Origin of the sequence: Arthrobacter sp. KNU-44 (assembly GCF_051843155.1) — a bacterium.
Taxonomy (GTDB): domain Bacteria; phylum Actinomycetota; class Actinomycetes; order Actinomycetales; family Micrococcaceae; genus Arthrobacter.
Window position 1 is genome coordinate 878,688 of record NZ_JBPXNG010000002.1, and the last position, 23,695, is coordinate 902,382.

20 protein-coding genes and 1 riboswitch are annotated in these 23,695 nt (G+C 64.6%); of the genes, 11 read left to right on the top strand and 9 right to left on the bottom strand.

From position 1 onward, the window contains the following. Positions 1 to 124 precede the first annotated feature (124 nt). The 4 genes from ACSVHC_RS04840 to glyA all read right to left on the bottom strand — a co-directional run bounded on the left by ACSVHC_RS04840 (position 125) and on the right by glyA (position 4,268). Complete coding sequence (locus ACSVHC_RS04840; RefSeq protein WP_437772850.1) at positions 125 to 790, bottom strand: response regulator transcription factor; 666 nt, start codon at positions 788 to 790, stop codon at positions 125 to 127. Then, positions 787 to 1,932, bottom strand: coding sequence for a sensor histidine kinase (locus ACSVHC_RS04845; protein ID WP_437772849.1), 1,146 nt, complete (start codon positions 1,930 to 1,932; stop codon positions 787 to 789). The genes ACSVHC_RS04840 and ACSVHC_RS04845 overlap by 4 nt, the downstream gene beginning before the upstream one ends. A gap of 102 nt (positions 1,933 to 2,034) precedes the next feature. Next, on the bottom strand, positions 2,035 to 2,946 hold the full coding sequence (locus ACSVHC_RS04850) for a bifunctional methylenetetrahydrofolate dehydrogenase/methenyltetrahydrofolate cyclohydrolase (protein ID WP_437772848.1): 912 nt from the start codon (positions 2,944 to 2,946) through the stop codon (positions 2,035 to 2,037). 8 nt (positions 2,947 to 2,954) lie between these two features. After that, entirely contained in the window at positions 2,955 to 4,268 is a 1,314-nt protein-coding gene (glyA, locus tag ACSVHC_RS04855; protein ID WP_425550536.1) for a serine hydroxymethyltransferase, read from the bottom strand. Between the two features lie 90 nt (positions 4,269 to 4,358). Beyond that, a riboswitch (ZMP/ZTP riboswitch) is annotated at positions 4,359 to 4,444 on the bottom strand. A 36-nt stretch (positions 4,445 to 4,480) separates the two neighbouring features. On the opposite strand from glyA, the gene purU reads away from it, so the two are divergent. The 3 genes from purU (at position 4,481) to ACSVHC_RS04870 (ending at position 6,745) form a co-directional block, all read left to right on the top strand. Then, complete coding sequence (purU, locus tag ACSVHC_RS04860) at positions 4,481 to 5,341, top strand: formyltetrahydrofolate deformylase (protein ID WP_437772847.1); 861 nt, start codon at positions 4,481 to 4,483, stop codon at positions 5,339 to 5,341. 96 nt (positions 5,342 to 5,437) lie between these two features. Then, entirely contained in the window at positions 5,438 to 6,127 is a 690-nt protein-coding gene (locus ACSVHC_RS04865) for a class I SAM-dependent methyltransferase (protein ID WP_437772846.1), read from the top strand. 93 nt (positions 6,128 to 6,220) lie between these two features. After that, complete coding sequence (locus tag ACSVHC_RS04870; protein WP_437772845.1) at positions 6,221 to 6,745, top strand: gamma carbonic anhydrase family protein; 525 nt, start codon at positions 6,221 to 6,223, stop codon at positions 6,743 to 6,745. On the opposite strand, the gene ACSVHC_RS04875 is transcribed toward ACSVHC_RS04870, so the two are convergent. Together ACSVHC_RS04875 and ACSVHC_RS04880 are read right to left on the bottom strand one after the other, a co-directional pair. Then, positions 6,742 to 8,466, bottom strand: a complete 1,725-nt coding sequence (locus ACSVHC_RS04875; protein WP_437772844.1) for a flavin monoamine oxidase family protein — start codon at positions 8,464 to 8,466, stop codon at positions 6,742 to 6,744. The genes ACSVHC_RS04870 and ACSVHC_RS04875 overlap by 4 nt on opposite strands. Continuing rightward, the gene (locus ACSVHC_RS04880; protein WP_437773972.1) at positions 8,463 to 9,893 is read right to left on the bottom strand and encodes an amino acid permease; all 1,431 of its coding nucleotides are present in this window, start codon (positions 9,891 to 9,893) and stop codon (positions 8,463 to 8,465) included. The genes ACSVHC_RS04875 and ACSVHC_RS04880 overlap by 4 nt, the downstream gene beginning before the upstream one ends. Positions 9,894 to 10,112: 219 nt before the next feature. Between ACSVHC_RS04880 and alr the strand changes: the two genes are divergently transcribed. After that, positions 10,113 to 11,333 carry an alanine racemase gene (gene alr / locus ACSVHC_RS04885; RefSeq protein WP_439180625.1) on the top strand — a complete coding sequence of 407 codons (1,221 nt, stop codon included), beginning with the start codon at positions 10,113 to 10,115 and terminating at the stop codon, positions 11,331 to 11,333. Continuing rightward, positions 11,323 to 12,930 carry a PucR family transcriptional regulator gene (locus ACSVHC_RS04890; RefSeq protein ID WP_437772842.1) on the top strand — a complete coding sequence of 536 codons (1,608 nt, stop codon included), beginning with the start codon at positions 11,323 to 11,325 and terminating at the stop codon, positions 12,928 to 12,930. The genes alr and ACSVHC_RS04890 overlap by 11 nt, the downstream gene beginning before the upstream one ends. On the opposite strand, the gene ACSVHC_RS04895 is transcribed toward ACSVHC_RS04890, so the two are convergent. Beyond that, positions 12,927 to 13,724: a carbon-nitrogen hydrolase family protein gene (locus ACSVHC_RS04895; protein ID WP_437772841.1), complete on the bottom strand. Its 798-nt coding sequence runs from the start codon at positions 13,722 to 13,724 to the stop codon at positions 12,927 to 12,929. The two genes, ACSVHC_RS04890 and ACSVHC_RS04895, sit on opposite strands and share 4 nt — an antisense overlap. Positions 13,725 to 13,961: 237 nt before the next feature. Here ACSVHC_RS04895 and ACSVHC_RS04900 point away from each other — a divergent pair, with 237 nt between their 5' ends. The 6 genes from ACSVHC_RS04900 (at position 13,962) to ACSVHC_RS04925 (ending at position 21,646) form a co-directional block, all read left to right on the top strand. After that, complete coding sequence (locus ACSVHC_RS04900) at positions 13,962 to 15,152, top strand: ROK family transcriptional regulator (protein WP_437772840.1); 1,191 nt, start codon at positions 13,962 to 13,964, stop codon at positions 15,150 to 15,152. A gap of 138 nt (positions 15,153 to 15,290) precedes the next feature. Beyond that, complete coding sequence (gene mmsA / locus ACSVHC_RS04905) at positions 15,291 to 16,847, top strand: multiple monosaccharide ABC transporter ATP-binding protein (RefSeq protein WP_284992025.1); 1,557 nt, start codon at positions 15,291 to 15,293, stop codon at positions 16,845 to 16,847. A 44-nt stretch (positions 16,848 to 16,891) separates the two neighbouring features. Next, on the top strand, positions 16,892 to 18,160 hold the full coding sequence (gene mmsB, locus ACSVHC_RS04910) for a multiple monosaccharide ABC transporter permease (protein WP_437772839.1): 1,269 nt from the start codon (positions 16,892 to 16,894) through the stop codon (positions 18,158 to 18,160). A gap of 51 nt (positions 18,161 to 18,211) precedes the next feature. Then, positions 18,212 to 19,312, top strand: coding sequence for a sugar-binding protein (locus ACSVHC_RS04915; RefSeq protein WP_345450042.1), 1,101 nt, complete (start codon positions 18,212 to 18,214; stop codon positions 19,310 to 19,312). Positions 19,313 to 19,511: 199 nt separating this feature from the next. After that, positions 19,512 to 20,942, top strand: coding sequence for an ABC transporter permease (locus ACSVHC_RS04920; protein WP_437772838.1), 1,431 nt, complete (start codon positions 19,512 to 19,514; stop codon positions 20,940 to 20,942). A gap of 2 nt (positions 20,943 to 20,944) precedes the next feature. After that, entirely contained in the window at positions 20,945 to 21,646 is a 702-nt protein-coding gene (locus ACSVHC_RS04925; RefSeq protein WP_059388016.1) for an ABC transporter ATP-binding protein, read from the top strand. Positions 21,647 to 21,727: 81 nt separating this feature from the next. Here the strand turns inward: ACSVHC_RS04925 and ACSVHC_RS04930 are convergent, their stop codons facing one another. After that, entirely contained in the window at positions 21,728 to 22,897 is a 1,170-nt protein-coding gene (locus ACSVHC_RS04930; protein WP_437772837.1) for an ABC transporter permease, read from the bottom strand. A gap of 8 nt (positions 22,898 to 22,905) precedes the next feature. Beyond that, positions 22,906 to 23,694 carry an ABC transporter ATP-binding protein gene (locus tag ACSVHC_RS04935; RefSeq protein ID WP_437772836.1) on the bottom strand — a complete coding sequence of 263 codons (789 nt, stop codon included), beginning with the start codon at positions 23,692 to 23,694 and terminating at the stop codon, positions 22,906 to 22,908. Position 23,695 lies beyond the last annotated feature (1 nt).

Below are 23,695 nucleotides of genomic sequence, written 5' to 3' on the forward strand. Positions count from 1 at the left end.
AAACTCTCAACAGGCCGTATCTCGGCTCTGGTTCCAGTCTGGTTTTTGGCCCATCGAAAGGCGTCGGCCACAGGGAGTCACTTGCGCCCTGCCGCCTACTCCCCCGGGAGACAGCGGGCCAAGGCTAGCTGCTCCAGCCCGGCCGGACCAATCCGGATTCGTACGCCAGCACTACCAATTGCGCACGGTCCCGGACCAGCAGTTTGGTCATGATCCGTGAAACGTGCGTCTTCGCTGTCAGAGGAGTGATGAACAGCCGCTCGGCGATCTCTGCGTTGTTCAGGCCCTCGCCCACGAGCGCCAGGACTTCCCGCTCGCGCTCGGTGATTTGGCCCAGGGGCACTGTCTTCGACGCAGCCTTGCTGTGCAGGGCCAGCTGGGCCATGATGCGGCGGGTCACGGACGGCGAAAGAAGGGCATCGCCGTCGTGCACCACCCGCACGGCGCGGATCAGTTCCTCCGGTTCGGTGTCCTTGACGAGGAAGCCGGCGGCACCCGCGCGCACGGCCTCGGCGATGTATTCGTCCAGCTCAAACGTGGTGAGGATGATGATGCGGGTGTGCGCGAGGCGGGGGTTGGCCAGGATTTGCCGCGTTGCGGCGAGCCCGTCGCCATCAGGCATGCGGATGTCCATGAGCACGACGTCGGGCGCCTCACGTTCGGCCAGCCTGACGGCGTCCCTGCCGGTACCCGCTTCCGCCACCACTTCCATGTCCGGTTCAGCGTCCAGGAGGGCCCGGAATCCCGCCCGGATGAGGTTCTGGTCGTCGGCAAGCAGTAAGCGGATCATAGCTGGCGTTCTCCCTTGTTGGAGTTCAGAGGGAGGTTCGCTTCCACGCGCAGCCCGGGCTCCAGCGGCGTCAGGCCAAGCGTGCCGCCAAGGGCCTCGATGCGCTCCCGCATGCCCCTGAGCCCGTTTCCGGCGGGCGCTCCCCGGAGGCCGCCGCCGTCGTCGTCGATCCTCACCCTCAGCGCATTCCCGGCCAGTTCTAGAAGTACGACGGCGGACGCCGCGCCGGCGTGCCTGCGGACGTTGCTCAGCGCTTCCTGGACGATCCGGTAGGCGGCTTCCTGCTGCGCTGGGCCAAGGTGTTCGGGGCCTGCCCTGTCCGCCTCTACGGAGTTTTCGAACCGCACTTCCAAGCCGCCTCGCCTCGCGTCCTCCACGAGTTCCGGGATCCGCCCCAGGCTTGGCGGCGCCGCGGGACTCAGCGGGGCGTCGTCGCGCAGCACACCGAGGAGCTGACGGACTTCGGCCAGGGATTCCTTGCTGGCGGCCTTGATGGCTTCCAGCGCCGGGCGGAGCTTCTCGGGATCGTTCGTTCCCAGATGGAGCGCCACGGAAGCCTGGACGTTGATCATCGAGAGGGAGTGGGCCACCACATCGTGGATATCGCGGGCGAGCGTGAGACGGTACTCGTCCCGTTCGGCCTGTTTCGCGGCCTCCCGCCGTCGCCGGTATTCGGCCATCCGCTCGCCCCGCCGTCGGAAGCCTTCACCGATCAGGACAAGGATCGCCGCCCAGGCAACACCGGCAGAGGCCCGGACCAGCCCCGTCTCATCCCCTGCGAGGACAGCCATCAGAACGACGGCTGCAGCACAAATTCCCGCCCCAAGCCAGGCCTGCCAGCGCAGCCCCGCGGCGGCGGTGAGGACGATCGAGCAAGCCAGGGACAGCACAATCGGACCCCAGGCGTAACCGAGGAGTAAATAGCTGGACGTGGCCGCGAGGGTGATCGGCAGCATGACAGCGGGCCTGCGGGTCCGGAAAGCCAAGGCCGCGGGGCCCGCCAAGAGCAGCATGAAGGCGAGCGGATCCAGGGGGCGCAGGGCAGCCTGATGGCTCGCCGAAAACACAGTCCCCAAGACCTGGATCAGGGCCACCGCGATCACGATGAAACTCGTGGGCGGACCCTGGAAACGCCGCTGCATGCTCCGAGCCTAGCCGCGGAGGGCGCCGGCGTCGTCGGGTTAACGGTGTAGGGCGCCTACTCCGGCGGGAGTAGGCGCCCTACACAGCGCTGTGGAGCACAATCAGGCGATGCCGGAAACGCTTCCCGCTGCCAATTGGCGTTCCGCGGCTTCCACCACGTTGGTCATGAGCAGCGCCACGGTCATGGGCCCGACGCCGCCAGGGTTCGGCGAAATCCACCCGGCCACATCGGCAACGGCGGGATCGATGTCGCCGTGGACTTTGCTCTTGCCCGTCTCGGGGTCGGTTTCACGGGTGACACCGACGTCGAGCACGGCCGCGCCCGGCTTCACGTCCGCAGGCTTGACGATGTGCTTGGCACCCGCCGCGCCTACAATCACGTCCGCCTGCCGCAGCAGCTCCGAGAGGTTCTTGGTGCCGGTGTGCGTCAGCGTGACGGTGGCGTTCACGGCCCGCCGGGTGAGCAGCAGACCGATCGAGCGGCCGATCGTGACGCCGCGGCCGACAACCACAACGTGCTTGCCGGCGAGGCTGTAGCCGTTGCGCTCCAGGAGCTCGATGACGCCGCGGGGTGTGCACGGCAGCGGCGAGGTGATCTCTCCGTTGACGTTGAGCACCAGCCGGCCCAGGTTGGTCGGGTGCAGGCCGTCGGCATCCTTGGCGGGGTCGATCCGCTCAAGGATCGCGTCTGTGTCCAGGTGCTTGGGCAGCGGCAGCTGCACGATGTAGCCGTGGCAGGCGGGGTCCGCATTGAGTTCGTCGATGAGGGCCTCAACCTGGGCCTGGGTGGCGTCCGCCGGAAGCTCACGCTGGATCGAGTTCATCCCGATCTCCACGGACTGCTTGTGCTTCATGGACACGTAGAGCTGCGAGGCAGGGTCCGCACCTACGAGCACGGTGGCAATGCCCGGAGTTACGCCGCGGGCCCTCAGGGCAGCGACGCGCTCAGTCAGCTCGGACTTGATGGCGGCTGCGGCTGCTTTGCCGTCAAGGATCTTCGCGGTCTGCGCCATGGACGGGTTTACCACTGCTCGTGCTGCGGGTACAGCGGGAAGTCGGCGGCGAGCTTGTCGACGCGGGCCTGCAAGGCTTCGACGTCGGTAGCGGAGCCGGACTTCAGCGCCGAAGCGATGATCTCGGCAACTTCGGTGAATTCGGTGGCTCCGAAGCCGCGGGTAGCCAGTGCCGGGGTACCGATGCGCAGGCCGGAGGTGACCATCGGCGGGCGGGGGTCGAACGGAACGGCGTTGCGGTTGACGGTGATGCCCACGGAGTGCAGGAGGTCTTCGGCCTGCTGGCCGTCCAGCTGCGAGTTGCGCAGGTCCACGAGGACCAGGTGGACGTCGGTGCCGCCGGTCAAGACGGAAACGCCGGCTTCAGCGACATCGGCCTGGTTGAGGCGATCGGCGATGATCTTGGCGCCTTCGAGGACGCGCTCCTGGCGCTCCTTGAATTCCTCGCCGGCAGCGATCTTGAAGGCGACAGCCTTGGCGGCGATGACGTGCATGAGCGGGCCGCCCTGCTGGCCCGGGAACACGTTGGAGTTGAGCTTCTTGGCCCACTCCTGCTTGGCGAGGATTACACCGGAACGGGGGCCGGCCAGCGTCTTGTGCACCGTGGAGGTGACGACGTCGGAGTGCGGCACCGGGCTCGGGTGCAGGCCTGCTGCGACGAGGCCCGCAAAGTGGGCCATGTCCGTCCAGAGGAGCGCGCCAACCTCGTCGGCGATGGAACGGAAGGCTGCGAAGTCGAGGTGGCGCGGGTAAGCGGACCAGCCGGCGATGATGACCTGCGGCTTCTCGGCAATGGCCTGTTCGCGGAGCTTGTCCATGTCCACGCGGAAGTTGTCTTCTTCAACCTGGTAGGCAGCTACGTTGTAGAGCTTGCCGGAGAAGTTGAGCTTCATGCCGTGGGTCAGGTGGCCACCGTGGGCGAGGGAAAGGCCGAGGATCTTGTCACCGGGAGTGATCATGGCGGACAGGGCTGCGGCGTTGGCCTGCGCGCCCGAGTGCGGCTGGACGTTGGCGTACTCAGCGCCGAAGAGCGCCTTCACGCGGTCGATGGCCAGTTGCTCGGCGATGTCGACGTATTCGCAGCCGCCGTAGTAGCGGCGGCCCGGGTAACCTTCGGCGTACTTGTTGGTCAGGACCGAGCCCTGGGCCTCCATGACGGCGCGGGGCGCAAAGTTCTCGGAAGCGATCATTTCCAGGGTGCCGCGCTGGCGGCCGAGTTCCTGTTCCAGAACTGCTGCGATCTCGGGGTCGAGCTCGGAAAGCGGCTGGTTGCTGATGGTCGCGGAGGTGATGGTGGTGGTGGTCACGAAGATCTCCTGGATAGGCAACGGGTGTTTCTACAGGTCAGGCTACCGGCTGGGTTTTTTCAATGCCTTTGATTACGGGGCATGGCACAGCGACAGTAAAACGTGACCCTCGGCCCAGGCGTACGATCCGTGGTCTTCATCAATGCCGCTCCCTGGTGGTACACCACCCAACGCCAGTCGCGACGACTTAAACAGTACAACAGGTGCGCAACGGTAGGCTTGATCGTGTGACTGACTCCACCCTGCCTACGTCTTTTGTTGTAACCCTGTCCTGCCCGGACCGGCCCGGAATTGTGCACGCCGTTGCAGGCGCTTTGTTGGAGGCCGGCTGCAACATCGCCGATTCCCAGCAATACGGCAGCCCCAGCACGGGAAACTTCTTCATGCGGGTGGAAGCCACGACGTCCTCGACCCAGGCTGAACTGAGTTCCGCGCTGGCGCCGGTGGCCGAAGCATTCGGTATGAAGTGGCAGATCAACCCCGTGGGCCGGAAGGTCCGTACCCTGATCCTGGGATCAAAGGACGCACACTGCCTCAACGATCTGCTCTTCCAGCAACGCACTGGCACCCTCCCCATAGAGGTGCCGGCCATCGTGTCCAACCACAGGGACCTCGAAGGCCTGGCGGAGTTCTACGGGATCCCCTTCCACTACATCCCAGTCACTCCGGACACCAAGCCCCAGGCCGAGGCGAAGCTGCTCGAACTCATCCGTGAGCATGGCATCGAGTTGACCGTCCTGGCGCGCTACATGCAGGTCCTCTCCAACGAACTCTGTACCGAACTCAGTGGCAAGGCCATCAACATCCATCACTCCTTCCTGCCGTCCTTCAAGGGCGCGAAGCCCTACCACCAGGCGCATGCCCGGGGCGTGAAGATCATCGGAGCCACTGCCCACTACGTCACGGCAGACCTCGACGAGGGTCCGATCATCGAGCAGGAAGTCATCCGGGTGGACCACGCCCGCACAGCCGAGCAATTCGTGCAGATGGGCCGCGACGTCGAGGGCCGCACCCTGGCGCAGGCGGTGCAGTGGCACGCCGAGCACCGCGTCCTGCTCGACGGCACCCGCACGGTGGTGTTCAACTAGCGCCCGTCCCCCTCCCAACTAGCTCGCATTTGTTGTCGTTTTGACGCCTCATAACGACATCTACTGCGAGCTAGTTGGGTGTTCTACGCTGGGTGCATGGACGGGACCCGGAGGGCCTTCAGCGACGAAGCCGACTATCACGAGGCGAACCTGGCGGTTTACTACGACCGGCAGGCTGGAATCCAGAACACCCGCGCCATGACCCCGCATCGGACGGAATGCCGCGACTGGTTCATCCGCTTGCTCAAGGACGAACACAGGCACTCGCTGTTCGAACTAGGCTGCGGCACCGGCGTCGAAGGTTTGGAATTCGTGAGGGCGGGACTGCACTACACCGGCGTCGACCTGTCCGAGGAGAGCATCCACGTTGCCCGCGCCAAAGGGCTCAACGCCAGCGTTGCCAGCGGCCGGTCCCTGCCGTTCGCCGATGCCACTTTCCCGGCCGTGTGGACCATGAGCACCCTCCTGCACGTCCCCAACGCGGTAATCCACGACGTCGTTCGTGAACTCGTGCGGGTCAGCGCGGCTGGCGCGCCGATCGCCGTCGGGCTCTGGTCCGGTGACGATGAAGAAGTCCTCAACCCCGAGGACCAAGACGAGCCGCGGCGGTTCTTCAGCCGCCGGAGCGACGACGCCGTGCGCCGCATCTTCGGCGCGCACGGCGACGTGGAGCACTTTGAGACCTGGCCCGAGGGCACGGGAGCCGAATCCGGGCCGGGTGCGGGGAATTGGACACAGCACTACCAGTTCCTGGTCCTCCGGACGCGTCCCGATTCAGCCAAGTGACTCGCATTTGTTGTCGTTTTCAGGGCTCATAACGACAACAAATGCGACCCAGTTGGGATGGGTGGACCGGACGCCGTCATCTAGGCTTGCCCCATGGCTCCCATTTACACCTTTGCCGGCGATACCCCGGCCATCCATGACACCGCCTTCGTGGCACCCACGGCTTCCATCATCGGCAAGGCCACCCTCGGCGCGGACTCGAGCGCCTTCTATGGCGTGTCGGTCCGTGCCGACACCGCCGCCATCAGCGTCGGTGCCGGCTCGAACCTCCAGGACAATGTGGTCCTGCACGCCGACCCCGGATTCCCCTGCACCGTCGGCGAGCGCGTCAGCGTCGGGCACAGCGCAGTCGTCCACGGCTGCACCGTGGAGGACGACTGCCTCATCGGCATGAGCGCCACCATCTTGAACGGCGCCGTCATCGGTACCGGTTCGCTCATTGCCGCTGGCGCGGTCGTGCTTGAGGGGACTGTCATCCCGCCGCGCTCCTTGGTTGCCGGCGTGCCCGCCAAAGTGCGCCGCGAACTGAGCGAAGAAGAGCTCGACGGCGTGAAGCGCAACGCGGCGCACTACCGCGAGCTGGCGGCAGCGCACCGCGAGATGCACGCACAAGGCTAGTCCAGGCTGACCGGACCCAGTTCGTCCAACAAGTCACCGGGACCGGGGTTGCCTGCCACGGACGAACCACCAAGATGGTTCACGACGCCCCACACAGCGTTCAACCCTGTGGTGACGGCGCCTTCGGCCCAGCCAGCAGTGAACGAGACGTCGTCGCCGGCCAGGAAGATCCCGCGCTGGCTCTCCGGCAGCTTGTCCTGCTTGAAGTGCGTAAACAGTCGCTGCTGGTAGCGGTAGTGCCCGGGCAGGTTGGCCTTGAAGGCACCCATGAAGTTGGGGTCGGCCTCCCAGGAAACGGTGATGGGCTGGCCCACGATGTGGCTCGCAATGTCCACACCGGGGTAGATCTGCTCGAGCGAGTGGAGCATGAGCTTGACTCGTTCCTCGGCGCTGAGCGAGAGCCACTTCAGGGCGTCGTCGTTCCACGTGTAGGAAAGGAGGATGACGGCAGGCTTGTCCGGGCCGTCGTCGAGCAGGTACGTTGCCCGGTTGAGCCGGTCGGTCAGGGTCATGGACAACACCTCCCGGCCCGTTTCGGGGTCGATGTCCTTCCAGAACGGCCGGTCCACCATCACGAAGGTCTTGGACGACTGCATGTAGTGCGAGCGCTCGATCGCGGTCCACAGTTCCGAGGGGAACAGCGATTCCTGGGTGTGGATGCGCGTGGACAGCAGCCAGGACTGGCACGTGGTCACGACGGCGGAGTACCCGGTCTCGCGGCCCCAACGCTCGCGCACCATGAGATCGCCGTTGCCTCCGCGCTCGATGCGGTCCACGGCTCCGCGAGGGGAACCGGAATGCAACGATGCGAGGGAAGTGCCCTCGGGCCAGTGAGCCATGCCCGACGGCGCGTGGTGCCACAGTGCCTCGGGGAGCCGTTGCGCTCCCCCGGTGATGAGCCGGTGCTGGTCATCAGCGTCGGTGTAGACGACGCGCAGGATCTCGAGGATCGAGTTGGGGAAATCGGTGTCCCAGCCGCCGGTGCCGAAACCTACCTGCCCGAAGGCCTCGCGGTGCGCGAATCCGGCCTCCTTGAAGGACTTGCTTGCGGCGATGAAGCCGTAGAAAGTCTGCTCATCCAGGAGCGGGAGCAGCTCGTTCCACAGCTCCTTGATGCGTTTGGTGTCGCGGGCCCGGATCGCCTCCTGCATTTCCTGGAACGCAGCGCCGTCATTCACTGCGGCCTTCCACGCCGCGGCAACCTCGTGGAAGAACTCCGGCAGCTCAGCAGAGGTGGCGGCGTAATGCTTCTGCCCGGCCAGCTCGATCACGGTGCTCGATGTTGCAGGCGCGAGCGGGTTGGGGAATTCCTGGGTGTCCAGGCCGAGGAGATCCACATAGTGGTAGAACGCCTTGCCTGACACGGGGAATCGCATGCCGCCGAGGTCTGCCACCACTCCGGGAGCCGAGGGGAAGCTCGCGGTGCGCAGCCGCCCACCGATCTGGTCGGCCTCGTAGACCACGGGTCGCAGCCCGAGCTTCATGAGCTCGTAGGCCGTGACGAGTCCCGACAGGCCGGCACCGATCACCGCGACCTCCGTCCCGTACAGTTCCGGCGGAACAACCGCCAGGCCGTCGGCGTGGGCCAGGTAGTGGTCGTAGCTGAACGGGAAGTCCGGGTTCAGCATGGTGATGGGAGCGTCGGCCGGCGTTGCTTGGGAAGTTCCCGGGTGCCCGGCGCGGGGTGTGGGTTCCGTCGGCAATTCGGTGGCGATGGTCATGAAAGTTCTGCCTTCACAGTTTCCGGGTCGGCGACCCTGGCGGATAGTTCACGGTATTCCTGTTCGGTCAGGGCCGCTACCTTGGAGTTCCGGCGTCCGTAGCCGAAGTAGAGCGCGATCCCGACGAGCATCCAGCCGCCGAATACCACCCAGGTGTCAGCACCCAGGTTGGCCATGAGGTAGGCGCACATCAGCGTGCCGAGAACAGGAGTGATCGGGTAGAGCGGCACGCGGAAGCTGCGCTTGAGCTCCGGGCGGTTGCGCCGCAGGTAGATGACGGCGACGTTCACGAGCGCGAATGCGAAGAGGGTGCCGATGCTGGTGGCGTCGGCGAGCGCGCCGAGCGGGACGAGGCCCGCTGTGAGTGCGACGGCGGTGCCCACGATGAGCGTTCCGGCCACCGGAGTGCCGGTTCGCGGAGAGATACGGCCGAAGACCTCCGGGACCAGTCCGTCGCGGGACATGGAGAGCAGGATGCGGGTCTGGCCGTAGAGGACCGTCAGGACGATGCTTGCGATGGCGAGCACGGCTCCGATGGAGAAGACGAGCGCGATCCAGGGCTGGTGGGTGGTTTCCTCGAGGATCTGGACGAGGGCTGCCTCGGTGCCGCCGAACCATTCCCAGGGGCGTGCGCCGATGGCGGCCACGGCAACCAGGACGTAGATGCTGGTCACGATGACCATGGATAGCAGGATAGCGCGGGGCATGTCGCGCTTCGGGTTGCGGGCTTCCTCACCTGCCGTGGAAGCGGCGTCGAAGCCGATGTAGGAGAAGAACACCCGGGACGCGGCAGCCGAGACGCCTGCGGCCCCCATGGGCATGAGCGGTTCGAAGTTCCCGGCGTTGAACGCGGTGAACGCAACTGCGCAGAAGAACAGCAGGATAACAATCTTGATGCACACGATCACAGTGTTGATCCAGGCGCTTTCCTTGGCGCCGCGCACCAGCAGGATCATCGCGAGGACCACGATCGCCATGGCCGGGATGTTGACCACGCCGCCGCTGCCCGGTGGCTGGGACATCGCGTCCGGCAGGAACTGTCCGAACGCGGCAAGGGTTTCGTTCACATATTGCCCTGCGCCGACGGCTACTGCAGCCACAGAGACCGCGTATTCGAGGACGAGGCACCACCCACAGATCCAGGCCATGCCCTCGCCCATCGTGGCGTAGGAGTAGGAGTAGCTGGATCCGGCAACGGGCACGAGGCCTGCCATTTCGGCGTAGGACACTGCGGAGAACAGGGCGGCCAGGCCCGCGACCACGAAGGAAATCCAGACTGCTGGACCGGCCAGCGGCACGGATTCACCCAGGATCACCAGGATGCCGGTGCCCAGCGTCGCGCCGACACTGATCATCGTCAGTTGGAGCACGCCGAAGCTGCGGACGAGCGGCGTACCGCTTTCGCTGCTTCCGGCTTCGCTGACCATCTGCCCGATCGGCTTGCGGCGCAGGAGCTGCGAACCGAGTCCCGGGCGGCGGGCGGCATTGCCGGCATCTGTATTCGTGGCGTGCGTTGGCTTGGTCTGGGTGGAGGTAGGCACAGTCACCGTTGACGTCCCTTCAGAGTAGTTGGCGGTTTCCCCTGACAACCGTAAGCCTGTGAGCCAGCTCTCACGGCGGTGCAAAATGACCTATAGTGATCAACCATGAGACGTATTGCACAATCAGAAACGACGCCGGAAGCGGCGCTTTCCGGGCAGGTCAGCGTTGACCTGTCTGCGATTTCAGACAACATCAAAGCACTCAAGAAGCGCACCGCAGCGCCGCATTTCATGGCCGTCGTCAAGGGGAACGGCTACGGTCACGGCCTCGTGGATGTGGCCCGGACGGCGGTGGCGGCAGGCGCTGATTGGCTGGGAACCGCCCAGTTGAGCGAAGCCATTGCACTTCGCCAGGCGGGCATCACCGTGCCGGTCCTGTCGTGGCTATATCTGGCATCCCAGACCAGCGCAACGATCCGTGAGGCACTCGAGTACGACGTCGACGTTTCGCTTGGGAGCGTTGGTCAACTTGAGGTCCTGGCAGGGATCGCGAGGCAATTGGGCCGCCCCGCCGTCGTGCACCTGGAGCTGGACAGCGGCCTCAGCCGCGGCGGCGCGCGCAAGGAAGACTGGTCCGAACTCGTGGCCCAGGCTCACAAGGCCGAGGAGGACGGCACGGTGTTTGTCCGCGGCATCTGGACCCACTTGGCCTGGGCCGATGTACCCGCCCACCCTGGCAACGCCGCAGCCGTGGCGGAGTTCGAAGACGCCGTTCGCGAAGCCCGGGCTGCCGGCCTGGACCCGCAGCTGCGGCACGTGTCGAGCTCGGCAAACATCCTGGACCGGCCCGAATTCCACTTCGACATGGTCCGCGCCGGACTGGCGATCTACGGACTCGCCCCGGCGGACCATTTGGATCCCGCCGACTTTGGACTTCGCCCCGCCTTGAGCGTCACCGCGCCGCTCGTCATGGTCAAGAAAGTCCCGGCAGGGACTGGCGTCAGTTACGAACACCAGGCCATCACGCATGAGCCCCGCTATCTCGGCCTCATTCCCCTCGGCTACGCCGACGGCATCCCCAAAGGCATCAGCGGCCGGAGCCTGGTCCAGATCGCCGGCAGGAAAGTCTCCGTGATCGGCAAGGTGTGCATGGACCAGTTCATGGTGGACCTCGGCCCGGACGCGTCTGGAATCGAGGTCGGAGACACGGCAGTCCTGTTCGGCGATCCTGCCGAAGGGGCTGCGAGCGCCGACGATTGGGGCGCCGCCATCGGAAGCCACGGCGACGAGATCATCAACCGGATCGCACCGCGACTCCCCCGCGTGTATGAGTCCGCTGCGTACGAGTGCCCCGATTACCAGGAGGCACCGAGCGATGTCGCCTGAGCCCACCCCCGGCCGCCTCAGTTTCGTCACGCTTGAGCAGTTCCTGAAGCAGCTGCCGCCAGAGTTGGAGATACTCCACGACGGCGGCAGCGGCGGGGAGCTGCTGCGCTGGGTTGAACCCAGCGAACTGGACGATCCCACCCCCTACCTGCCGGAGGGGGAGTTCCTGCTGACCGCGGGACTCCCTTTCCTGGGTGATGGCGGGTCCAGGGAAAACGTCGATGCGTACGTGAAGCGGCTGGTGGGGGCCGAGGTGGCGGCGCTGGGGTTCGGGATCAGGCCGTATTTCGACGCCGTCCCGGCCGAGCTGCTCAAGGCGTGCCGACGGCACCAGCTCACCTTGATTGAGATCCCGGAGTCCATCCCGTTCGCCGCGATCGGGCTTGAGTTCTCCCAGCTCCTGGAATCGGACAACGCGAAGGTCTTCCGCCAGCTCGCGGACACCAACAGGCAACTCATGCGGGCAGTCCTCTCCCCTCGGCCGGAACACGAGCTGCTCGCCGCTTTGGTCCAGAAGGTGCCTGTCTGGGCACTTCTCGTCGGAGCGGACGGGCGTGTACGTGCGCGCGCCCACGCTGCCGGCGGCAGCACCGGCGTCGAGCACTCGTTACTGGAGCCCATGCTGGGACGACTCCTTTCGGGCAGCGGACCGCGGGTTGAAGTGGACGGCTTTGAGCAGCCGGGATCGGCGATGGTCTTCGGCCACCCGCTGCGCAGCACCAAGGACGCCAACCTGGGCGCCCTGATCCTGGGCTCGGACACTGCGCTGACACCCGCCCAGAACAGCGTGGTGCAGTCGGTGGTGGGGCTGCTGGAGTTGCTCGTCCGCCAACGGACCAGCGGTTCGCTCGCGCCAAGCCAATTGGCGACGGCGTTGCTGCTGCACCCTGAAAGCCTTGCCAGCGGCGGAACCCGGCACGTCAACGGGCTCAAGGACCTCCTCGCGCAAAGCCTGTCCTCCACGCGATCCGCTCCCCTGCGCGTGGTCCAGGGCATCAAGGTGGACTCCCCCGAATGGCCTGCAGGTGACAGCCCGGTGCGCGAGCTTTTGCAGTGGCGGCGCCTCTTCGACACCAAACTGGTGGAAATCACCGATTACGGATTCGCTGCAATCACCCGTTTGAAGGTGGACGACGCGCTCCTGGCGGACATCGAAAAGCTCGGTTGGCGGCTCGTCATTGGAGACGCGACGGAACTGACTGGCCTCGCCGCAGCGCATCAGCGGGTGACGTCGCTCCGTTCACGGGTCCAGTCCAGCGGACGGAGCGCCCGCGTCGATGAGGTGACCTGGTCCGTCACCGGGCTCCTGGGACGCGAGGCCGGGTCCATGCTGGCCGCGAGGCTCCTTGAACCGGTGCTTGCCTTGGAAGCTGATCGGCGCGATCCCCTCCTGGCTGTGCTCCGGGGCTGGCTGAGCGAAAACGGCAGCTGGGACGCCTCCGCCAAACTGCTGGGGTTGCACCGCAACAGCGTGCGCCGCCAGATCGGCCTGCTCGCCGAACTGCTCGACACGGACCTGAACCAGGCTCAAGTGCGCGCGGAGCTTTGGATCGCGCTGCAGTACACGGACGGTTTGGTGGGCGGAGGGGACGGCTAGTCTTCCCACTCCCGGTACAGCTCGGGGCGGCGTTCGCGCAGGTAGGGCACCTGTTCCCGGGCTGCCTTGACGCTTTCCGTGGAAATCTCGGCGAAGAGCAATGCCGTGCCATCACCGGCGGCAGCGAGCAATGAGCCGCCCGGACCGGCGACCACGCTTCCGCCAAGGAAGTCACAACCGTCCTCTTGGCCGCTGTGGTTCGCGTAGGCCACGTTGAGTTGGCTCTCCATCGCCCGGGCACGGATAAGGACCTGCGGTACGGCGTCGAAGCCCGCAGAGAGTGCGGTGGGAACCAGCAGAAGTTCAGCGCCTCGCATGGCCGCAGCGCGGACGCTTTCGGGAAACTCGACGTCGTAGCAAATCAGCAGCGACGTTTTGATCCCGTTGAAGTCCACGACGCCGGGAGCAGCTTGGGCGGCTGAGAACGCCTTTCGCTCCTCCTCGCCGAAGAGGTGCACTTTGTCGTAGTCCAGGAGCACGGTTCCGTGCGCGTCCAGAAGAGTGGCGGAGATATGCCAGCCGCCATCGGCAGCAGGTGCGGGAAGGCTGTAAACGAGTCCGATGCCGTGCGTGCTGGCGATGTCCGCAAGGCGCCCCCGGATACTTGGGAGAACTGCAGGATCCAGCTCGGTGTGGAGCCTCAGCGGCGCATAGCCTACCGGGAAGAGCTCGGGCGTCAGCAACAAGGAGGCCCCCGCCGCGGCAGCGCGCTGCGCCGCCGAATCGACCGTCTTTAGATTGGCGTCGATGTCCAGGACAACAGCGTTGGCCTGCAGAACGGACAGCAGCATCATTACCACCTCGATAGCACCTTGCATCCCCCGTCGGGCGTTCATGTGAGACACGCCCGGGATTACTCGTGATTCCAGCCTAGCCAGCCGCAGGCCGGCCCCACAGGACAAATGGACCTGCGGACGGCCCGCCGGGGATGGATCGTACAAATCTGCCGCATAGTTCATGACGCCGATGCAAGTTTGCTCCATTGCGTTAACTTCTTGACTGCAACTGTGATTTGAGGCACGCTTCTTGTCATGCCCGCAACATCCAGCTCGACGAAGAGCCATCGCAAAAACCCCGGCTCGCAATCAGCGCTGCGCCATCTGAACCAGCAGCGGCTCATCGAATGCCTGCTGAGCGGGCCATCCACCCAGGCCGAACTCGCCAGGCAGACCGGTCTTTCCACGGCAACGGTGTCCAACATCGTCAAGATCATGCAGGACGCGGGGCTCGTCTCCACCGAACCGATCACTAGCTCCGGACGCCGGGCACTGAACGTCAGGCTCAACAGCAACGGTGCTGTCGCCGTCGGGATCGATTTTGGCCGGCGGCACCTGCGGGTGGTCCTGGCCTCGCTGGGCTATCACATCATCGTCGAGGAAACCGTCACACTGCCCCTTGGCCACCACGCCGAACAGGGCATCAGCGCCGCCGTCGCGCTCCTCAACAAACTCTTGCTCGAAAGCGGGGTTGACCGAAGCGCGGTAGTTGGCGCGGGCGCCGGCATAGCCGGTCCCATCGACCGCCGTTCCGGCACTGTGGCGCAGGGTGCCATCCTGCCCGAATGGGTGGGGATCCAGATTCTCGAACGACTGGAGGAAGCCCTTGATCTTCCCGTATACGTTGACAACGACGCCAATCTCGGTGCCCTCTCCGAGGTCACATGGGGGCCGCACAGCGGGATCAGCAACCTCATGTTCCTCAAGATCGGTTCCGGCATTGGAGCGGGCCTCATCATCAATGGCGCACCCTACTACGGGGCGGTGGGAATCACGGGAGAAATCGGCCATGCGACCATCCACGAATACGGCGCCATCTGCCGCTGCGGCAACCGGGGCTGCCTGGAAACGATGGCTTCCACCACCACCATGATCGAGCTGCTCGGGAAGGGCTCGGGGCTGCACCTCGAGCCCGAGGACATTGTCCGAAACGCCCTGGCGAGGGATCCGGCGACCCTTCGCGTGGTGGACGATGCGGGGCTCGCGGTGGGGCGGGCACTGGGCAATGTGGCGAATCTCATAAACCCCGAAGTCATCGTGGTTGGCGGCCCCCTGGCCGGGCTCGGCGACATCCTCCTGGACCCGATCAGGCGCGGTCTAGTCCGCCACGCAGTGCCCGTAATCGGCGAGACAACGCACTTGGCGATGTCTTCGCTCGGCGCCCGGGCGGAGGCCCTCGGGGCCGCCGCTTTGGTGTTCCAGCACGCCGGAATCAAGCAGGGCTGAACATTTCGTTACCACGCTGTTATCGCCGTCTTGCGTTAAAGTCTTGACGACAAGCGGTGTGATCCAGTTTACTTTCTCATCAGATAGGCTCGCCATCCCCGAGCCGACAACGACGTCAAACATTGGAGGCGCAAGCGTATGTCGACCCCCATTACGCACCAGGATCCGGTTCTCCTCGAGATGCGGTCCATCACCAAGGAATTCCCCGGCGTGAAGGCGCTCTCGGACGTTAGCCTCCGGGTCAAGGTGGGCGAAATCCACGCGATCTGCGGTGAAAACGGTGCAGGCAAGTCCACGTTGATGAAGGTGCTCTCCGGGGTTTACCCCTACGGCAGCTACGACGGCGACATCGTGTACCAGGCGGAAGTCCAGCAGTTCAAGGACATCCGGGCCAGCGAACATGCGGGAATCGTGATCATCCACCAGGAACTGGCGCTGATTCCCGAGCTGTCCATCATGGAAAACATCTTCCTCGGCAACGAACCGGTCCGTCGCGGCATCATCGATTGGGCCGAGGCACGCAAGCGCTCAATCGAACTGCTCGCACGGGTTGGCTTGCGCGAGGACCCGGATACCCCCATCAAGGAAATCGGCGTCGGCAAGCAGCAGCTCGTGGAAATCGCCAAGGCCCTGAACAAGTCCGTCAAGCTGCTCATCCTCGACGAGCCCACCGCGGCCCTCAACGAATCGGACTCCCAGCACTTGCTGGATCTGATCCTTGGCCTCAAGGGCCGGGGCATCACGTCCATCATCATTTCCCACAAGCTCAATGAGATCGAGCAGATCGCGGACGAGATCACCATCATCCGCGACGGCAAGTCCATCGAGACGCTCAACGTCGTGGAAGACGGCGTCGACGAGGACCGGATCATCAAGGGCATGGTCGGGCGGACGCTCGAGTCCCGCTTCCCGGACCACACCCCGAAGATCGGCGAGGTGTTCTTCGAGGTCAAGGATTGGACGGTCGGGCATCCCCAGATCCAGGACCGCCTTGTCTGCAAGAACTCCAGCTTCCATGTGCGCCGCGGGGAAATCGTCGGCTTTGCCGGCCTGATGGGTGCCGGCCGCACCGAGCTTGCCCGCTCCGTCTTCGGCCACTCCTACGGCCGGTTCATCTCGGGACAGGTGTACAAGGACGGCAAGCCGATCACGATGCGGAGCGTCCGCCAGGCGATCGACGCCGGTCTCGGCTACGTCACGGAAGACCGCAAGAGCCTGGGACTGAACCTCCTGGATGACATCAAGACCACCACGGTGTCAGCCAACTTGAAGAAGATCAGCCGGGGAATTGTCGTGGACACCAACAAGGAATTCATGGTGGCCGAGCAATACCGGAAATCGCTGCGCACCAAGACCCCGTCAGTGGAGGAAGGCGTATCGAAGCTCTCCGGCGGAAACCAGCAAAAGGTGGTTCTCGCCAAATGGATGTTCACCGATCCGGACCTTCTCATCCTGGATGAGCCCACGCGCGGAATCGATGTCGGGGCCAAGTACGAGATCTACGGAATCATCCAGCAGCTGGCCAACCAAGGGAAGGGCGTGATCGTGATTTCGTCCGAGCTTCCCGAGCTGCTGGGCCTCTCCGACCGTATCTACACCATCTTCGAGGGCTCCATCACTGGCGTACTCAACAAGGACGAAGCCAGCCAGGAAAGCCTCATGAAGCTCATGACATCCAGCCGCAAAGCTGCCTGACCCCGGTCACCTCCAGAACCACACGGACACAAGGACCCAAAACAATGAACGCGCTCAAGAAGCTATTCGGTGGCAACACCCGCCAATTCGGCATGATCTTCGCCCTGGTTGCACTCGTCATCTTCTTCCAGATCTTCACCTCGGGCCGCACGCTCACCCCGGGCAACGTCATCAACCTCTTCAACGGCAACTCCTACATCCTGATCCTGGCCATCGGTATGGTCCTGGTCATCATCGCCGGCCACATCGACCTTTCCGTAGGTTCAGTAGCGGCCTTCGTCGGTATCTCGGTGGCCCTCGCCATCAGGGACTGGCACCTGCCCTGGTACGTAGCAGTCCTGTTCGGGCTCCTGCTCGGCGCCCTGATCGGAGCCTGGCAAGGATTCTGGACGGCATACGTCGGGATTCCGGCATTCATCGTGACCCTTGCGGGCATGCTGCTGTTCCGCGGCTTCAACCAGTTCGTCGGCAAGTCCAACACCGTTCCGGTCCCGGAAGACTTCCAGTACCTGGGCTCCGGGTACCTGCCCGAGATAGGGCCGAAGACGGGGTATAACAACCTGACAATCCTGCTGGGCCTTATCGCCGTCGCATTCGTGATTGTCAGTGCGATTCGTTCCCGCCGCACCGCCCAGGCACTGGGCGCCGAAGTACAGGAAGGCTGGGTGATGGTCACCAAGCTCGTGCTCGTCAATGCAGCCATCCTCTACGCCACGTACCTGTTCGCGACTGGCCGCCCCGGCACCTCGTTCCCCATCCCGGGCCTCATCTTGGCCGTGCTGGTCCTGATCTACGGTTTCATTTCCGCCAAGACGGTCATCGGCCGCCACATCTACGCAGTCGGCGGCAACCGCCACGCGGCCGAGCTCTCCGGAGTTCAGTCCAAGAAGGTCAATTTCATGGTCATGATGAACATGTCCATCCTTGCTGGCCTCGCCGGCATGATCTTCGTGGGCCGCTCCACCGCTTCGGGTCCGTTCGACGGCGTCGGCTGGGAACTGGATGCGATCGCTGCGGTATTCATCGGTGGCGCAGCGGTCACCGGCGGCGTGGGCACCGTGATCGGCTCCATCGTTGGTGGCCTCGTCATGGCTGTCCTCAACAACGGCCTCCAACTGCTCGGCGTCGGCGCGGACCTCACCCAGATCATCAAGGGCCTGGTGCTGCTGGCAGCCGTTGCCTTCGACGTCTACAACAAGACCCAGGGCAAGAAATCAATCATCGGAATGATGATGAAAAACTTCGGCCGGAGCAGCGAAAACGCCCCGGACGAGACGACCTCAACCAAGGAAGTCATCTCCAAGGAAGCCTGACCGGCTTCAAGACGGATTGTTCCATCCACAACAAAGAAAGCGAACCAAGATATGCGAATGTTTGGTAAAGCAGGAAAGGCAGCAGCAGTAGCTGCGATCGCGGCACTGGCGCTGACGGCCTGCGGCCGTACGGACAGCGGCACCTCCGGTGGTTCATCCAGCGGCAGCGAGGCATTCCCCAAGGGTTCCTCGATCGGCGTCGCGCTCCCCCAGAAGACCAGTGAGAACTGGGTCCTGGCGGAGAAGCTCTTCAACGACGGGCTCACGAGCGCAGGTTTCAAGCCGGATGTGCAGTTCGCCAACGGTGGCGTTTCGGAGCAGCAGAACCAGATCAGCGCGATGATCACCAAGGGCGACAAGCTCATCATCGTCGGTGCCATTGACGGCGCCCAGCTGGGCACGCAGCTCAAGCAGGCCAAGGACGCCGGCGCTACGGTCATTGCATATGACCGCCTGCTCCTGAACACCTCCAACGTGGACTACTACGTGGCCTACGACAACTTCAAGGTCGGCGTGCTGCAGGGCCAGGCCCTGCTGGACGGACTCAAGGCCAAGAAGCCGAGCGGCCCGTACAACATTGAGCTGTTTGCAGGCTCCCCCGATGACGCCAACGCGAAGGTCTTCTTCGACGGCGCCATGAGCATCCTGCAGCCGAAGATCGATGATGGAACCCTCAAGGTCGTGTCCGGCCAGAAGTCGTTCGAACAGGCCGTCACCCAGGGCTGGAAGGCAGAGAACGCCCAGAAGCGCATGGATACCCTGCTCGCAGGTACCTACACCAGCGCTTCGCTGGACGGCGTACTTTCCCCGAACGACACCCTGGCCCGCGCCATCCTGACCTCGGTCAAGGCGGCCGGCAAGCCGCTTCCGGTCGTGACCGGCCAGGACTCCGAAGTTGAGTCGGTCAAGTCCATCCTTGCAGGTGAGCAGTACTCCACCATCAACAAGGACACCCGCAAGCTCGTTGAGCACGCCATCACCATGGTCCAGGACGTCCAGTCCGGCAAGACCCCGGAAATCAACGACACCAAGTCCTACAACAACGGCGTCAAGACCGTGCCGGCATACCTGCTGCCCCCGGTCATCGTGACCCTCGCCAACGTGAAGACGGCTTACGTGGACGATCCGATCCTCGGACCGATCACCAAGTAACACTTCCCATTCAGACACCAACGACGGCGGCCATCCCCACTCAAGGGGGTGGCCGCCGTCGCTGTGTCCGGATCCATCCGCCGTCGCGCAATTCTTCACAGGCCCCGCATAGCAACAGCAGCACAACCGCACAGCCGCGGTGAGCACTGTTAGGTGAGCAGGCGCGCCGCTGGGGCGGGCCAGGTCCAGAAGGAGAAACGTGAGCGTCCTCGCCCGGAGTGTAGGCAATGCCTTCCGCAACAAGATAAGAACCGCGGCTGTAGTGGCAGTGCTTGCCGTCGCGATCGGGCTGGCGCTGGCCATGCTCGTGGCCAACCAAGCCGTTGGCGGCAAGGTCCAGGAGCTCAACGCCTCCGTGGGTACAGTCCTGACTGTGAACCCCGCCGGGGCGCAGGGCTTCGACGGCGGCGGCGAGCCGCTCACCACGGCCCAGACCGCGACGGCGGCAGCCGTACCGAACGTCGTTTCCGTGGTGGGCACCAAGGCGCTGCGGCTGGAGGCCGCATCGGCGGCCTCCACCACCGGCACCACCGGCACCACGACGCAACAAGCGGGACCGGGCGGCGGCCCCGGCGGCGGTACGAGCGTCACCACGAACCTTCAGGCAGCCATCGACGCCGGCACGCTCGGCAACCGCAACAACACCAGCGGCAGCACCGGATCGGGAAACACGCCAACAGGCAGCACCGGAACCGCGCCGGCGTTCTCGCTGCCCATCACGGCCACTGGTATCGGCGCCGAGGTGGACACCGCCGGCAAGGCCTTGAACATCACCAGCGGCACGGGCCTGGGCGACTACACGGTGGCCGGCACCAAGGCCCTCGTCGGAACGACGCTCGCGACAAAGAACAACCTCAAGGCCGGCTCAACGTTCACCATCGCCGGCACGACGTTCATGGTGGCGGGCATTTTTGACGCCGGCACCACTTTCGGCAACAACGCCGTGTACACGACACTCGCCGAAGCCCAGGCCCTCGCCGCAACACCCGGCGAGCTCTCCAGCATGGTGGTGACGGTCAACAGCATGGCAAACGTGGATGCCGCCAAGACAGCACTGCAGACCGCCCTGGGCTCGGGTAAAGCCGACGTCACGCAGGGCCAGCGGAACCTCGAAACCGCGGTCAGTTCCCTGGACAGCGTCAAGAACATTTCACTCGTGGCCTTCATCGCGGCCCTCGGCACGGCCGGCCTCATCATCCTGCTCATCATGGTCATGCTGGTCCGCGAGCGCCGCCGTGAGATCGGAGTCCTGAAGGCCATCGGCGCCCGCAACCGCACCATCGGCTTGCAGTTCGTGCTCGAAGCCCTCGTCCTCGTGGCGCTTGGCAGCGTCGTTGGCGCTGCCATCGCATCCTTCGCCAGCGGCGGCATCGCATCGGCACTGATCAGTTCGAACAGCTCGACGGCGGCCACGAGCCAGCGCGGCCCCGGCGGCGGAGGCTTCGGCGGTCCCGGTGGAAACCCGTTCGGCGGAGCCTCCCAGCTGCTCACCTCGGTCACGGCGAGCGCCTCCCCCGGCGTCATTGCCGCCGGCATTGCCGCGGTCTTCGGCGTCGCCGTCGTGGGCGCCCTGGTACCAGCGCTGCTCACAGCCCGCATCCGCCCCATCGAAGTCCTCCGAGGAGAATAGCCATGATTGAAGTCAAAGACCTGGTCCGCCAGTTCAAATCCGGCGACCGCACCATCAAGCCCGTCAACGGCGTGAGCTTCGAGCTCGAAAAGGGGACCCTTGCCTCGATCGTGGGAAAGAGCGGCAGCGGCAAGAGCACCCTGCTCTCCCTGCTCGGCGCCTTGGACAAGCCCACCAGCGGGGACGTCGTAGTGGACGGGGTCAGTCTGGCCGGGCTGCCCGCCGGCAAACTCACCGAATACCGGCGCCGGGACATCGGCTTCGTTTTCCAGCAGTTCAACCTCATCCCCAACCTCTCGGCAGTGGACAACGTGATGCTGCCTATGGAGTTCGCCGGAATGCGGAAGGCGGCCCGGTTGGAGCGGGCGCGGTCCCTCCTGGAGCAGGTGCAGCTGGATCCGGAGAAACAGTCCCGTCGCATCAACAAGCTCTCGGGCGGTGAGCAGCAGCGGGTTGCCATTGCCCGGGCGCTGGCCAACGAGCCCAAGCTCATCCTTGCGGACGAGCCCACCGGCAACCTTGATGAGCAGACCGGTGAGCACATCATCGAACTGCTCAGTTCCTTGAGCCGGGACCACAACACCACCATTCTGGTGGTAACGCATGACCGCAGCCTGGCTCAGAAGACCGAGCGCCGCTTCAGGTTGCAACAGGGCAAACTGAGCGAGGAAGCTGTTCGTCCACGCGTAGCTGCCGGGGCCTGACCACGTTTTCCAAACAACGGAAGGAGGGCCGGGAACCCCAAGGTTCCCGGCCCTCTTTCCGGGTGCGCCGAGCTCGGCTCCTTAGAAGCGAATCGCGTCGATAACCTTGACGCGCACCGCCACAAGTGCCGGGATTGCTCCGGCCAGCGCTCCCACCAGCACAGCTGCTCCGAAACCGAGCATGGCCGCTTCGATGGGGAACGGAGGGTACTGGCTGAGGGCTGGCGCAACCTTTGACTGGATCCAGGGGTGTTTGACCACCGCCACGGCCACCATGACGCCGGCCAGCCCGGCCACTGCGGTGGCAACGACGGACTCCATCATCACGCCAAGGAAGATCCGCCCCGAGGTCGCTCCAAAGCTCCTTCTAATACCGATTTCCCGCACCCGGTAGCGGACCGTGACCATCGAGATGTTCAACATCCCCACCGCGCCCAACAAGAGGACCAGGCCTGCAATACCGCCCACCACCAGCTGCACCGGAGCCAGGGGATCTCCGTGTGCCGCAAAGTCCATCCGCTGCGCCGTGATGTACGTTTCCGGGAACTGTTGCGCCAGATCGGCTTGGATGGCGGCCGAAAGCATTTCTGCTTGCCCGTCCTGCACCCACACTTTGAACTGCCCACCTAGCTGGTTGACTCCCATTTGCTTGGCAGCGCCCGACAGTATGTACGCCGCTGGGGGTGCATCCGGCCGAGTGTCCGGCACGACGCCGATGATCACTGCATTCGATTCCTGCTCGCCTGCGGTCTTGATGCCGGGTTGCAAGGCAAGGTCAGGCCTCCCAGCCGCGTTGTAGAACGCTTCAGTGACGACGACGGCGGGCGCCAGCCGCTGTTCGTCGTCGCTGGCAAACCAGGACCCTTGCCGTACCTCCAGCCGGTGAATGACCCCATATCCGGGGTCCACCACCATCAATTGAACAGACTGGACACCGCGAGGGAACTGGAACGGCTGCTCGGCGTGGGCCTCGTGCGAGGAGAAGGCAATGCCGTAACGGTCAACGATGGACTGATACGCCGCATCCAGACGCCCTGGATCCGGCCGGGTTGGACCGTTGACCCCTAGTCCGAGCGTCGCTGAGCGTCCTCCTGTGCGCTCGGACGAGGCTTTGAATCCTTCGCGTGCAAGATTGCCGACGCCTACCACGGACGTGAGCGCCGCGACGGACAAGGCTACGCCCAGCAAAGCCAGCAGGATCCGGACTTTGTTGATCCGCAGTTCCTGCCAGGCTTCCACGATGGCTGACATGAAACCGATCATCGATCGACCTCCGAGGATGTGGGCCCGAACAGCGCCGGAGCCGACGAAGCCAGTGCCGACAAAGCCGGTTCCGGCAAAGGGATCCCCGAGTTCGACTCGCCGTCAAGGGGATGCAGAACGCCAGAGTCCAGACGGAAGCGGGACCGTGCTAGTGCAGCTACATTGCTGTCGTGGGTGATGGTCACGAGTGCCGCGGCGGACTCCGTGGCCACCTGGTCCAGAAGTGCCATGACCGCTCGCCCGGTCTCTACATCGAGCGCGCCCGTGGGTTCGTCGGCAAGGATCAGACGGGGCCGCCGGACCAAGGCCCGCGCGATGGCAACCCTCTGCTGCTCACCACCCGAGAGCATGTTCGGCATGGTGTGGGCGCGGCCGGCAAGTCCCACACGGTCCAGCATGTCCATGGCCAGTTCACGGCGTCGCAGGAAATCGCGGCCGCGGGCGTAGAGGAGCGGCGTGATGACATTGTCCAGTGCGCTACGGCCGGGGAGCAGGTTGAATTGCTGGAACACGAAGCCCACCATGGTGCCTCGAAGCCGTGCACGCGCGTCGCCACCGAGTTGTAGCACAGGCGTGCCAAGAAACTGGATTTCGCCGGACGTGGGCACGTCCAGCAGACCCAGGAGGTTCAGCAACGTTGACTTCCCGCAGCCCGAGCGGCCGATGATCGCAGCGTGGTCGCCGGCGGAAATCTCAAGGTCGATCCCGCGGAGGATATGAAGCTTCTGATCGTCAGGCAGCACCACCGTGCGCGTGACACCGCGCAAACTCACGAGGCTTTCCATG